The 15,216-nt window shown below is 74.9% G+C and carries 1 protein-coding gene; it reads left to right on the top strand.

What is annotated here, in order from left to right; translation table 11 throughout:
* The first annotated feature begins 6 nt into the window (after positions 1 to 6).
* Entirely contained in the window at positions 7 to 15,168 is a 15,162-nt protein-coding gene (locus AC07AB_RS04960; protein WP_478560147.1) for a type I polyketide synthase, read from the top strand.
* The last annotated feature ends 48 nt before the right edge of the window (positions 15,169 to 15,216 follow it).

The following is a 15,216-nucleotide window of genomic DNA, read 5'->3' as shown; positions in this document are numbered from 1 at the left end:
ACACTGATGTCCGACGCCCAGAACCTGGACGACAAGAAGCTGCTCGACTACCTCAGGCGCGCCACCGCCGACCTCGGCGAGGCCAAGCGGCGACTGCGGGACGCGGAGGAGGCCCGGCACGAGCCGATCGCCATCGTCGCCATGGGGTGCCGCTACCCCGGTGGCGCCGACACGCCCGAGCGGCTCTGGGACCTCGTCGCCCGCGGCGGCGACGCCATCACGCGGTGGCCGGTCAACCGGGGCTGGGACACCGAGGCCCTGTACGACCCCGACCCCGACCGGCCCGGCACCTCCTACACCCGGCACGGCGGCTTCCTCCATGACGCCTCGGAGTTCGACGCCGAGTTCTTCGGCATCTCGCCGCGCGAGGCCCTGGCCATGGACCCGCAGCAGCGGCTGATCCTGGAGACCGCGTGGGAGACCGTGGAACGGGCCGGGGTCGACCCGACCTCGCTGCGCTCCACCCCGACCGGCGTCTTCCTCGGCGCCATGGGCAACGACTACGGCGCGGCATCCCGCCATCTGCCCGAAGTCCAGGGCCTGTTGGACACGGGAACGGCCAGCAGTGTGGTCTCCGGGCGCGTCGCCTACACCCTGGGCCTCGAAGGGCCCGCGGTGAGCGTGGACACCGCCTGCTCCTCCTCCCTGGTCGCCCTGCACCTGGCGATCCGGGCGCTGCGGGCGGGCGACTGCTCGCTCGCCCTGGCCGGCGGCGTGGCGGTGATGGCCACCCCCGACGCCTTCGTCGCCTTCAGCAGGCAGCGGGCGCTGTCCGCCGACGGCCGCTGCAAGGCGTTCGGCGCGGGCGCGGACGGCACCGGCTGGTCCGAGGGCGCCGGGGTGCTGCTGCTGGAACGGCTCTCGGACGCGACCCGGAACGGCCACCCCGTGCTGGCCGTGATCCGCGGCTCCGCCGTGAACCAGGACGGCGCGAGCAACGGCCTCACCGCGCCCAGCGGCCCCGCCCAGCGTCAGGTGATCCGGGCCGCCCTGGAGGACGCGGGGCTGTCCGGCGCTGACGTCGACGCGGTGGAGGCGCACGGTACGGGCACCCGGCTGGGCGACCCGATCGAGGCGCGGGCGCTGCTGGCGACGTACGGTCAGGACCGCCCGGCAGGGCGGCCGTTGTGGCTGGGGTCGCTGAAGTCCAACATCGGCCACACCTCCGCCGCCGCCGGTGTCGGCGGGGTCATCAAGACCGTGCTGGCCATGCGCCACGGCGAACTGCCGCCGACCCTGCACGCCGACGAGCCGACGCCCATGGTCGACTGGACGGCCGGCGCGGTGCAGGTGCTCACCCGGGCGGAGCCGTGGCCGGAGACCGGCCGCCCGAGGCGGGCGGGCGTCTCCGCGTTCGGCGTCAGCGGCACCAACGCCCACCTGATCCTGGAACAGGTACCCGAGCCGACCGCGCCCGACGCGACTGCCCTCGACGCGGATGCCTCTGACGCGCATGCCCTCGCCACGGCGGAGGCCCTCGCGACCGTGCCGCCGAACCTCCCGTGGGTGCTGTCCGCCCGGAGCGAGGAGGCCCTGCGGGACCAGGCGCGGCGGCTGCTGAACCACCTGGACGGCGGCACGCCGACACGGCCCGCCGGGATCGGCCGCGCCCTCGCCACCACGCGTGCGGCCCTCAAGCACCGGGCCGTCGTCGTGGGCGCGGACCTGGCCGATCTGACGGCCGGGGTACGGGCGCTGGCCGATGGAGAAGCCGCGCCGCACCTGGCACAGGCAGGCGTCGAGACGTCGGGCCGTACGGTGTTCGTCTTCCCCGGCCAGGGTTCGCAGTGGACGGGGATGGCCGCTGAACTGCTGGACGCGGAGCCGGTGTTCGCGGCGCGGGTCGCGGAGTGCGAGCGGGCGCTGTCGCCGTACGTGGACTGGTCGCTGGAATCCGTGCTGCGCACGCGGGCTGACGCTCCGTCATTGGAGCGGGTCGATGTCGTCCAGCCGGTGTTGTTCGCGGTGATGGTGTCGCTGGCCGCCCTGTGGCGTTCGTACGGCGTGGAGCCGGGCGCGGTGGTCGGCCATTCCCAGGGTGAGATCGCGGCGGCCTGCGTCGCTGGTGCGCTGTCGTTGGACGACGCGGCGCGCGTCGTGGCGCTGCGGAGCAAGGCGCTGCGCGCCCTGTCGGGGCGCGGTGGCATGGTGTCCGTCTCCCTTCCCGCCGTGGAGGTGGGGGAGTGGCTGGCCGACTGGGACGGAAAGCTGTCCGTCGCCGCCGTCAACGGCCCCGCCTCGACCGTGGTGTCGGGTGACGCGGGGGCGCTGGACGAGTTGCTGGAGCGTGCCGAGGAACGGGAGGTGCGGGCCCGGCGCGTACCGGTGGATTACGCCTCGCACTCCGCCCATGTCGAGGACATCCATGACCAACTCCTTCATGACCTGGCCGAACTGACGCCTCGGCAGTCCGATGTGCCGTTCTACTCCACGGTCACTGGAGACCTGCTGGACACCACCGCCCTGGACGCCGGGTACTGGTACCGCAACCTGCGGCAGACCGTCGAATTCGAGCAGGCGACGCGCGGCCTGCTCGACGCCGGGTTCCGGTTCTTCGTGGAGCCCAGCGCGCACCCCGTCCTCACCTTCGGGGTGCAGGAGACCGCCGATGCCGCGGGCGTCGCCGACTCCGGCCAGGGGCCCGCCGTCGCCTTCGGCACACTGCGGCGGGACGACGGTGGCCCGGACCGGATGCTGCTCTCGCTCGGGGAGGCGTGGGCCAACGGGCTGTCGCCCGACTGGGGGCGGGTGTTCGCCGGCTGCGGGAGCGGGCACGTGCCGCTGCCGACGTACGCCTTCCAGCGCAAGCCGTACTGGCTTGAGGACCCCGACGGCGCGCGGAGCGGTACGGACGGAACCGGTCGTGCCGATCAGGACGGGTTCTGGGAAGCGATCGGCGGCGGCGACCTCGACCGGCTGACCTCGGCCATCGGCGTCGCCCCGAGCGACCCGCTCAGCGTGGTGCTGCCCGCGCTGACCGACTGGCGGACGCGGCGCCAGGAGCGGTCCGTGGTGGACTCCTGGCGGTACCGGCTGACTTGGCGGGCCCTGCCCGAGGACGCGCCCGCCACGCTGTCCGGCACCTGGCTGGTGCTGTCGTCGGCCTCGCACCCCGAGGACGTACGCTCGGCCGACTGCGTCCGCGCCCTGGAAGCAGCCGGGGCCGACGTCGTACGCATTCCCCTCACCGAGGCGGACACCGACCGTGCGACCCTCGCCGCGCGCCTGGCCGAGACCGTGGACCCGATAGCCGGCCCCGTCGCGGGCGTGCTGTCCCTGCTGGGCCTGGACGAGAGCCCCCACCCCAGCCACACCACCGTCCCCATGGGCACCGCGCTCAACCTCGCCCTGGCGCAGGCGCTCGGCGACGCCGGAGTCGAGGCTCCCCTGTGGTGGGCGACCCGCGGGGCCGTCTCGACCGGCCCCGGCGACGGGCCGGTCAGCGCCGCCGCGAACCTGCTCTGGGGTCTCGGCCGGGTGGCCGCCCTGGAGTACCCGCGCCGCTGGGGCGGCCTCGTCGACCTCCCGGAGACCCTGGACGAGGCCACCGCCGCCCGGCTGTGCCGGACCCTGGCCGGCAGCCTCGGCGACGAGGACCAGGTGGCCGTGCGCGCCTCGGGCTGCCACGGCCGCCGCCTGGTACGGGCCCCGCTCGGCGACACCCCCGCGCCCCGCGACTGGCGCCCCCGCGGCACCGTCCTGGTCACCGGCGGTACGGGCGGCATCGGCGCCCAGATCGCCCGCTGGCTGGCGCGGCGCGGCGCGGAGCACATCGTGCTGGTCAGCCGGGGCGGCCCCGACGCGCCCGGCGCCGCCGAACTGTCCGAGGAGCTGTCCGGCCTCGGCGCCCGCACCACCCTCGCCTCCTGCGACGTCGCCGACCCGGACGCGCTGCGCTCCCTGAAGGAGGGGCTGGAGCGGGACGGCTGCGAGATCCGCACCGTCCTGCACGCCGCGGGCGGCGGATCGCTGGTGCCGCTGCCCGACACCCACCTGGACGAGTTCGCCGAGACGCTGTACGCGAAGGTCGGCGGAGCCCGCAACCTGGACCTGCTCTTCGACGGCGACTCGCTCGACGCGTTCGTGCTGTTCTCCTCGATCTCCGGGGTATGGGGCAGCGCCATCCACGGCGCGTACGCAGCCGCCAACGCCTACCTCGACGGGCTGGCCGAGCGCCGCCGGGCCCACGGCCTGGCCGCGACCTCGGTGGTGTGGGGCATCTGGAGCCCCGAGGAGGGCGGCGGCATGGCCGCGAACCTCGTCGAGGAGGAGCTGCGCGGGCACGGCATCCTCTTCATGCCGCCCCCGGTGGCCATCACCGGGCTTCAGCAGGTGCTGGACCACGACGAGACCGTGGTGCTCGTCGCCGACGTCGACTGGGACCGCTTCGCCCCCGTGTTCACCTCGGCCAGGCCCAGCCCGCTGATCGGTGAACTTCCAGACGTACGCGCCGCATTGACGGAGGATCAGCAGGCGGAGCCGGACGAGGGCGGGGCGACCTCCGCGCTGCGCAACAGGCTGCGGGCGCAGTCGGCGGCCGAGCGGAACCGGACGCTGGCCGACCTGGTGCGTACGCACGCGGCCGGCGTGCTCGGCCACGACTCGCCGGACGCCGTCACACCGGGCCGCGCCTTCCGGGAGCTGGGCTTCGACTCGCTGACCGCCGTGGACATGCGCAACCGGCTCAACGCCGCCACCGGCCTCAAGCTGCCCGTCACCGTCGTCTTCGACTACTCCTCGGCCACCGCCCTGGCCCGGCATCTGGGGACACTGCTGCTCGGAGACGAGAGCGCGGGAGAGGCGGCGGCGGGCTCCGCCGGGCCCCTGGCCGCACCGGCCGCACCGGTGGACGACGACCCGATCGCCATCGTCGCGATGAGCTGCCGCTACCCCGGCGGCGTACGGACCCCCGAGGACCTGTGGCGCCTGGTGGAGGAGGGGCGGGACGCCGTCACCGAGCTGCCGGCCGACCGCGGCTGGGACCTGGACGACCTCTACGACGCCGACCCCGACCGGCCCGGCAAGAGCTACGCGGCGGCGGGCGGCTTCGTCCACGACGCCGGGCGGTTCGACCCCGCGTTCTTCGGGATCTCCCCGCGCGAGGCCCTGGCCATGGACCCGCAGCAGCGGCTGCTCCTGGAGACCTCCTGGGAAGCCGTCGAGCGCGCGGGCATCGATCCCGCCACCCTGCACGGCACCCGTACGGGCATCTTCGCGGGCGCCTCGTACCAGGGCTACGGCGGCAGCATGCAGGACGTGCCCGACGAGCTGGAGGGCCTGTTCATCGCGGGCATCTCCACCAGCGTCCTGTCCGGCCGGGTCGCCTACCAACTCGGGCTCCAGGGGCCCGCGATCACGGTGGACACCGCCTGCTCATCGTCGCTGGTCGCCGTGCACCTGGCGGCCCGCGCGCTGCGCGCCGGCGAGTGCACGCTGGCGCTGGCCGGCGGGGCCACCGTCATCGGCACCCCCCTGTCGTTCACCGGCTTCAGCCGCCAGCGCGGGCTCGCCGAGGACGGCCGCTGCAAGTCCTTCGCCGCCTCGGCGGACGGATTCGGCATGGCCGAGGGCGTCGGCCTGCTGGTCCTGGAGCGACTCTCGGACGCCCGCCGCAACGGCCACCCGGTGCTCGCGCTCGTCCGCGGCTCCGCCGTCAACCAGGACGGCGCCAGCAACGGCCTGACCGCGCCGAGCGGACTGGCCCAGCAGCGGGTGATCCGGGGCGCGCTGGCCGACGCCGGACTGGCAGCCGCCGACGTGGACGCCGTCGAGGCGCACGGCACCGGCACCCGGCTCGGCGACCCCATCGAGGCGGACGCGCTGCTGGCGACGTACGGTCAGGACCGCCCGGCGGAGCGGCCGTTGCTCCTCGGCTCGCTGAAGTCCAACATCGGCCACAGCCAGGCCGCGGCCGGGGTCGCGGGCATCATGAAGATGGTGCTCGCGATGGACCACGGCGTGCTGCCCCGCACCCTGCACATCGACGAACCGACCCCCAACGTCGACTGGAGCGCGGGCGCGGTCTCCCTGCTGACCGAAGCCGCCCCGTGGCCGGAGGCGGGCCGCCCCCGCCGGGCCGGGGTGTCCTCCTTCGGCCTCAGCGGTACCAACGCGCACATCATCGTGGAGCGGCCGGACCCCGAGCCGGAGCCGGACCCCGAGCCGGAGCCGAACGCGGATGCCGCCGAGACCGTGGCCGACACCGTCCCCTGGGTCCTGTCCGGCCGTACCCCCGACGCGCTCACGGAACAAGCCTCCCGACTGCACACATATCTGACGGTGCATCATGAGATTTCCGCGCGGGACGCCGGATACTCCCTCGCCACCTCCAGGACCGCCTTCGAGCACCGCGCGGCCGTCGCCGGGGACGACCGCGCGGCGCTGCTGAGCGGGCTCGCCGCCCTGGCGGCCGGAGAGCGCGCCCCCGGCGTGGTCAGCGGCACAGCGGCCCGGTCGGACCGGACGGTGTTCGTCTTCCCCGGCCAGGGCTCGCAGTGGACCGGCATGGCGCGCGAACTCCTCGACCGCGCCCCGGTCTTCGCGGCGCGGATCGCCGCCTGCGAACAGGCCCTGGCCCCGCACCTGGACTGGTCGCTGACGGACGTCCTCCAGGGCGCGCCGGACGCTCCGCCGCTGGACCGGGTGGACGTGGTGCAGCCGGTGCTGTTCGCCGTCATGGTCTCGCTGGCCGACCTGTGGCGCTCGTACGGCGTCGTCCCCGACGCCGTCATCGGCCACTCGCAGGGCGAGATCGCCGCCGCCTGCGTCGCGGGCGCCCTGTCCCTGGAGGACGCCGCGAAGATCGTCGCGCTGCGCAGCAAGGCGCTCCGCGCGCTGACCGGCCGCGGCGGCATGCTCTTCGTGCCGCTCCCGGCCGAACGGCTCCGCGAGCGGCTGACCGCCTGGGACGGCGTGCTGGGCGTCGCCGCCGTCAACGGGCCGACCTCCGCGACGGTCTCCGGCGACCCGGCGGCCCTCGCCGAACTCCAGGACGCGCTCTCCGCCGACGGCGTGCTCTGCTGGCCGATCCCCGGCGTGGACTTCGCCGGCCACTCCGTACAGGTCGAGGAGATCCGCCGGGAACTGCTGGACATCCTCGCCACGGTCCGGCCGCGCCCCTCCCAGACCCCGTTCTACTCCACGGTCACCGGCGGACTGCTCGACACCGCGGAGATGGACGCCGAGTACTGGTACCGCAACCTGCGGCAGCCCGTGGAGTTCGCACGGACCGTGGACGCGCTGCTCGCCGACGGGCACGGCGTGTTCGTCGAATGCAGCGCCCACCCCGCCCTGGCGGTCTGGCTCCAGGAGGCCGTCGAGGCCGCCGGATCGGACGGCGGCGTCGTCGTGACCCTCCGTCAGGACGAGGGCGGGCTGGGCAGGTTCCTCACCTCCCTCGCCCACCTGCACGTCCTCGGCGCAGCGGTGGACTGGAAGGCCGTGTTCGAGGGCGCCGGCGCGCGCGTACGGCCGCTGCCCACCTACGCGTTCCAGCAGCAGCAGTACTGGCTCACCGCCACCGCCACCGCTTCCGACGGCACCCAGGACGCCCCCGCGCTCGACAGCGGATTCTGGGACGCCGTCGAACGCGAAGACCTCGACGCCCTCGCCGACACGCTCCGCGTCGACGACGCGGAACTGCGCTCCTCCCTGGCCGGCGTCGTCCCCGCGCTCTCCGGCTGGCTCCGCGAACGCCGCGGCCACTCCACCGTCGACGGCTGGCGCTACCGCGTCACCTGGAAACCCCTGCCGACGCGAGGCAAACCCGCCCTCCACGGCACCTGGCTGGTCGTCGTACCCGCCGGGGCCGCCGACGGCCCCACCGCGACGGCCTGCGTACGGGCCCTGCGCGAGCACGGGGCCGATCCGGTCCTGATCGAAGCCGGACGGGACGCCGCCGACCGCGGCCGGTTCGGCGAACTGCTCCCGGACGACACGGCGTTCGAGGCCCCCGCCGGAGTCCTCTCCCTGCTGGCGCAGGACGAATCGCCGTACGCCGAGGGCTCCGAAATGCCGACCGGGCTCGTCCTCACCGTCGCCCTGCTCCAGGCGCTCGGTGACGCCGGACTCGACGCGCCCGTGTGGTGCGCGACCCGCGGCGCGGTGTCCATCGGCAGGTCCGACCGGCTGCGCAGCGCCCCGCAGGCCCTGGTCTGGGGGCTCGGCGGGGTCGCCGGGGTCGAGTACCCGCAGCGCTGGGCCGGGCTGATCGACCTCCCCGAGCACCTGGACGACCGGGCCCTGACCCGGCTGGCCGAGGCGCTGTCCGGCATCAAGGACGGCATCGAGGACGGCATCAAGGACGCCGGCAAGGGCGGCATCGAGGACGGCGGCAAGGGCAGCGGCAAGGGCCGTGTCGACGGCGAGGACCAGCTCGCGCTGCGGGCCTCCGGAGTGTTCGGCCGACGGCTCGCCCCCGCCACGCTCGGCGACACAACACCCGTACGCACCTGGACCCCTGACGGCACGACACTCATCACCGGCGGTACCCGCGGCCTCGGCGCCCAGGTCGCACGCCACCTCGCCCGGAACGGCGCCGCCCACCTGCTGCTCACCAGCCGCCGCGGCACCGGCACCCCCGGCCTGGACGCCCTGCTGGCCGAACTGGAACAGCTCGGCGCCGACGTGACGGTGGCCGCCTGCGACGTCGCCGACCGGGACGCACTCGAAGGACTCCTGGCCGGCATCCCGGCCGAGCGGCCCCTGCGCGCCGTCGTGCACGCGGCAGGCGTCCTGGACGACGGGGTGATCGACTCGATCACCCCCGAACGGGCCGCCGGTGTCCTGCGGCCCAAACTGGACGCCGCCCACCACCTCGACGAACTCACCCGCGACCTGGACCTGACCGCGTTCGTGTTGTTCTCCTCGCTGGCCGGCACCCTCGGCGGCACCGGACAGGGCAGCTACGCGGCGGCCAACGCCTACCTCGACGCCCTCGCCCAGCAGCGCCGGGACCGCGGCCTGCCGGGCACCTCCGTGGCCTGGGGCCTGTGGGCCGGGGACAGCCTCGCCGCCGGGGCCGTCGGCGAACGGCTCGTACGCAACGGGCTCCCCGCGATGGAGCCCGAACTCGCGACCGCCGCCCTCCAGCAGGCCCTCGACCACGACGACACCCGCATCCTCATCGCCGACTTCGCCTGGGACCGCTTCGTACGGGCCTTCACCGCCCTGCGCCCCAGCCCCGCCATCAGCGAACTCCCCGCCGTGCGACGGGTCATGGACGCCGCGCGCCCGTCCGGCGGCGGCGAGCGGGGAGAGGACTCACCGGCCCGGCGGCTGGCCGGACTGCCCGCCGCGGACCGCGACCGCGCCCTCCTCGACCTCGTACGCACCGAAGTCGCCGAAGTGCTCGGCCACTCCGGGCCCGAGGCGGTCGATCCCGACCGGGCCTTCAAGGACATCGGCTTCGACTCGCTGACCGCCGTCGATCTGCGCAACCGCCTCGCCGAGGCCACCGGGCTCCGGCTCTCGGTCACCCTGGCCTTCGACTACCCGACCGCGACCGTACTGGCCGGACACCTGCGCACCGAACTGCTCGGCACCGCCGGAGCCCCCGAGCCCGACGAGCGGGCCGCTTCCAACGACCAGCCGGCCATCGCACCCGACGACGAGCCGATCGCCCTCGTCGCCATGAGCTGCCGCTTCCCCGGCGGCGTCGCCACCCCCGAAGAGCTGTGGGCGCTCCTCACCTCCGGCGGGGACGCCATCACCGGATTCCCCACCGGCCGCGGCTGGGACCTCGAAGGGCTCTACGACCCCGACCCGGACCAAGTCGGCAGCACCTACGCGCAAGAGGGCGGCTTCCTGCACGACGCCGACCACTTCGACCCGGCCTTCTTCGGGATCTCCCCGCGCGAGGCCCTGACGATCGACCCCCAGCAGCGGCTGCTGCTGGAACTCTCCTGGGAGGCCATCGAGCGCGCGGGCATCGACCCGCTGGCGCTCAAGGGCAGCGCCGCCGGCGTCTTCGTCGGATGCAGCCACCACGACTACGGCTCCCGGGTCGCCGAACCCTCCGAGGAGTCCGAGGGCTACCTCGGCATCGGCAGCGCCGGGAGCGTGGCCTCCGGCCGTATCTCCTACAGCCTCGGCCTGGAGGGGCCCGCCGTCACCGTCGACACGGCCTGCTCCTCGTCGCTGGTCGCGGTGCACCTCGCCGCGCAGGCGCTGCGCGCGGGCGAGTGCACGCTGGCCCTGGCCGGGGGCGTGACCGTGATGTCCACGCCCGGCGCGTTCGTCGAGTTCAGCAGGCAGCGGGTACTGGCCGCCGACGGGCGCTGCAAGCCCTTCGCGGCGGCCGCCGACGGCACCTCCTGGGCCGAGGGCGCCGGACTGCTGGTCCTGGAACGGCTCTCGGACGCCCGCCGCAACGGCCACCCGGTGCTCGCCCTGGTCCGTGGCTCCGCCGTCAACCAGGACGGCGCCAGCAACGGCCTCACCGCACCCAACGGCCCCTCCCAGCAACGGGTGATCCGCCAGGCCCTCGCATCCTCGGGGCTGACCGCCGCCGACGTCGACGCCGTGGAGGCGCACGGCACCGGAACGAAACTCGGCGACCCCATCGAGGCGCAGGCGCTCCTGGCGACATACGGTCAGAACCGGTCCGCTGAGCGGCCGTTGCTCCTCGGATCGCTGAAATCCAACATCGGCCACAGCCAGGCCGCGGCCGGCGTCGCGGGCATCATCAAAATGGTGCTCGCCATGCACCACGGCGAACTGCCGCACACCCTGCACATCGACGAGCCGACGCCCTACGTGGACTGGTCGGCCGGCGCCGTACACCTGCTGACCGAACCCACCGCGTGGCCGGAGACCGGCCACCCGCGCCGGGCGGGCGTCTCCTCCTTCGGCGTCAGCGGCACCAACGCGCACACCATCCTCGAACACGTCCCGGCCACCGCGCCCGCCCGCACCGTCGACGACCCCGACACGCCCCGCGCCGTCCTGCCCTGGCTGCTGTCCGGCCGCAGCGCCGAAGCCCTGCGGGCCCAGGCCCAGCGGCTCCTCCAGCACACCCGCCGGCACCCCGCCGACCCCGCCGACCTCGGCCACTCCCTCGCCGCCCACCGCAGCGCCTTCGAGCACCGCGCGGTCCTCACCGGCGAGAGCCACCCCGAGCTGCTCGCCGCCCTGGCCGCGCTCGCCGCCGACGAGCCCTCACCCGACCTGGTGCGGGGCGTCACCGGCGGCCCGGGCAAGACCGCCTTCCTCTTCCCCGGTCAGGGCAGCCAGCGCACCGGCATGGGCGCCGGGCTGTACGCGCGCCACCCGGTCTTCGCCGACGCCTTCGACGCGGTCTGCGCGGAACTGGACCCGCTGCTCGACCGCCCGCTCCGCGACGTGATCAACGCCGACGAGGACAGCCCCGACGCCGGACTGCTGGACCGCACCGCCTACACCCAGCCCGCCCTGTTCGCGCTCGGCGTCGCCCTCTACCGGCTGGTCGAGCACTGGGGCATCACCCCCGACCACCTGCTGGGCCACTCCGTCGGAGAGCTGGCCGCGGCCCACGTCTCCGGGGTCCTCACGCTGCCCGACGCCGCCGCGCTCGTAGCGGCCCGAGGCCGCCTGATGGAAGCGCTGCCGCCCGGCGGCGCGATGGTCTCCCTCACCGTCCCCGAAACGGAGCTGCCGACACTGCTGGCAGGCCGCGAGGACGAGGTCGGCGTCGCCGCCGTCAACGGCCCCGCCTCCACGGTGATCTCCGGCGCCGAACAGGCCGTCATGGAGATCGCCGCCCAGGCCGCGACGCTCGGCCACAAGACCAAGCGGCTGCGCGTCAGCCACGCCTTCCACTCCCCGCGCATGGAACCGATGCTCGCCGAGTTCCGCGAGATCGCCGCACGCGCCGAGTACGGGCGACCGGCCATCCCCATCGTCTCCGACCTGACCGGAACCACGGCCACCGAAGAACAGCTCAGCTCCCCGCACTACTGGGCCGACCACGTACGCGGCACCGTCCGGTTCCTCGACGGGCTGCGCCACCTGGAGCGCCAAGGCGTCACCGGCTACCTGGAACTCGGCCCCGACGGCGCCCTGAGCACCATGGGCCAGGACTGCCTGACCGACGCCTCCGACGGCGCGCTGCTGGTGCCGCTGCTCCGCAAGGACCGCCCCGAGCCCGCCGCCCTCACCACCGCCCTCGCCCGGCTGCACGTACACGGCACCGCGGTCGACTGGCCCGCCGTCTTCGCGGACAGCGGCGCCCGCCCCACCCCGCTGCCCACCTACGCCTTCCAGCGCCTGCCCTACTGGCTCGCCGCCACGGCCGCGACCGCCGACCTGCCCGCCGCCGGCCTGCGCCCCGCCGAGCACCCGCTGCTCGGCGCGGCCTGCCGGCTCGCCGACTCCGGCGCCTACCTGTTCACCACCAGGCTCTCGGTCCGCAGCCACCCCTGGCTCGCCGACCACGGCGTCTACGAAGGCGTTCTCTTCCCGGCCACCGCGTTCCTGGAACTCGCCCTCCACGCCGCCGGCCAGGTCGGCTGCACCGCCGTCGAGGAACTCACCCTCGAAGCGCCGCTGCTGCTCCCCGAGACGGGCGCGATCGCGCTGCAACTCGCCGTGGGCCCGCCGGACGGCTCCGGAACCCGCCCGGTCACCATCCACGCCCGGCCGGACGACGCACTGCCCGACGACCCCTGGACCCGCCACGCCAGTGGCCTGCTGGCCGCAGCGGACGAGCCCGTACCGGAAGGCGCCGAAGACTTCGCGCTCTGGCCCCCGGCCGACGCCGTGCCACTGGACGCGGACGGGCTCTACGCACGGTTCGCCGAGGGCGGATTCGCCTACGGGCCCGCGTTCCAGGGGCTGCGCGCCGCCTGGCGGCGCGGCGACGAGGTCTTCGCCGAGGCGAGCCTGCCCGCCGCACAGCAGCCGGACGCGGGACGGTTCGGACTGCACCCCGCGCTCCTCGACGCGGCCCTCCACGCGCTCGTATTCGACGTACTCGAAGGCCCGGCCAAGGGGTGGCTGCCGTTCTCCTGGAGCGGAGTGCGCCTGCACGCCTCGGGCGCGAACACCCTCCGGCTCCGGCTGTCCCCGGCGGGCCGCGACACCGTCGCGGTATCGGCGGCCGACACCACCGGACGCCCGGTCCTCTCCGCCGGCTCCCTGGTCCTGCGGCCCGTCTCCGCCGACCAGGTCAAGGCGGCCCGCAGCGGCCACCACGAGGAACTGTTCCGCCCCGAGTGGCACACCGTGCCGCAGCGGCCCGACGCGGCCGAGGACACCGCCGACTGGACCGCGCTCGGCGCCCGCGCCCCCTGGTGGCAGCACACCCCCGTCCGTACCGCCGCCGACCTCGCCGCACTCGCGGCGCAGACCGACACGGGCACACCCGCGCCCCGCCTCGTACTGGCGACCTGCACGCCGACGGCCGGCGACCACGCGGACGCCGTACGGGCAGCCGTCGCCGACGTCCTCGGGCTGCTCCAGGAGTGGCTCGCCGACGACCGGTTCGCCACCGCCAAGCTCGCCCTGGTGACCTCCGGCGCGGTCGCCGTCGACGCCGGGGACGACGTCCGTGACCTGGCGCAGGCCGCGGTGTGGGGACTGGTGCGCACGGCCCAGACCGAGCACCCCGACCGGTTCGTGCTGGTGGACGTCGACGGCCACGACGCCTCACCGGCCGCCCTCCCCGGGGCCCTGGCCTCGGGCGAACCCCAGCTCGCCGTACGCGCCGGGACCGCACACGCCGCCAGGCTGGCGCGCGTACCGCTGTCCGCACCCGAACGCCGCCCCGGCTGGGACCCGCAGGGGACCGTACTGATCACCGGCGGCACCGGCGCCATCGGCTCCCACCTCGCCCGCCACCTCGTCACCGAACACGGCGTACGGCACCTGGTACTCACCAGCCGCACCGGCCCCACTTCCGACGGCGCGGCCGACCTCCTGGCCGAACTCGCCGCGCTCGGCGCACACGCCGAGGCCGCCGCCTGCGACGCCGCCGACCGCGACGCGCTCGCCGCGCTGCTGGCCACGATCGACCCGCGCCACCCCCTCACCGGCGTGGTGCACGCGGCCGGCGCCCTCGCCGACTCGGTCGTCGCCACCATGACGCCCGCCCAACTCGACACCGCGCTCCGCCCCAAGGTGGACGCCGCACTCAACCTCCACGAACTCACCGCCGGACACGACCTGTCGGAGTTCGTCCTGTTCTCCTCGATCGCCGGCGTCTTCGGCGGCATGGGCCAGGGCAACTACGCCGCCGCCAACTCCTTCCTCGACGCCCTCGCCCACCGGCGGCGCGCCCAGGGACTGGCCGGCACCTCCCTCGCCTGGGGCCTGTGGGCCAACAGCGCCGGCATGACCGGCGGGCTGACCGAGGCCGACCTCCAGCGGATCGCCCGCGGCGGCATCGTCGCGTTCACCCCCGCCGAGGGCCTGGCCCTCTTCGACGCGGCGGGCGCGGTCGCCGAACCGGTGCTGCTGCCGCTGCGCCTCGACGTCAGGGCCGTACGCGCCCAGGCCGACACCCAGGGCGTGCCCGCCCTGCTGAGCGGCCTGGTCAGGGCGCCGGCCCGCCGAGGTGCCGCGGGCGGCGAAGCCGACACCGGCCCCGACACGGCGGCGGCGCTCCGCACACGCCTCGGCGGACTCAACGAGGCGCAGCGCAACCGCGTACTGCTCGAACTCGTCCGCTCGCACGCCTCGATGGTCCTCGGCTTCACTGGCGCCGCCGCCGTGGAACCCGGCCGCGGGCTCCTGGAGCTGGGCTTCGACTCGCTGACCGCCGTCGAACTGCGCAACCGCCTCCGCGCCGCCACCGGACTCCGCCTCCCGGCCACCCTCCTCTTCGACTACCCGACGTCGACCGCCATCGCCGGACACCTCGCCACCGAGTTCGTACCCGACCCCGGCTCCGGCCTCGGTCCGGCGCTCGGACTGCCGGAGCTGGAGCGGCTGGAGCGCGTACTCGACGGCGGCGACCTGGACGGCACCGCCCGCGCCACCCTCACGGAACGGCTGCGGAAACTGCTGAGCGGGCTCGACCCGGACGGCGGCACGTACGGCGGCAGCGGTAACGGAGGCAGCGGCAACGGAGGGAACGGCGACGGGGAGAACGGCAACGGCGACGGGAAGGGCACGACGATCGAGGACCGGATGGACGGCGCGTCGGACGACGAACTCTTCGACCTCATCGACAACGAACTCGGCACGTCATGACGGCGACCAGGCACCAGACCCCGACCAGGCACCAGACCCCGACCCCGA

It is taken from the genome of Streptomyces sp. NPDC044033 (assembly GCF_056434425.1).
This window is presented reverse-complemented; position numbering and strand designations above follow the sequence as displayed.

Coding starts and splice junctions, on each gene's coding strand:
- AC07AB_RS04960 (WP_478560147.1), top strand. CDS start 7: ATGTCCGACGCCCAGAACCTGGACGACAAGAAGCTGCTCGACTACCTC.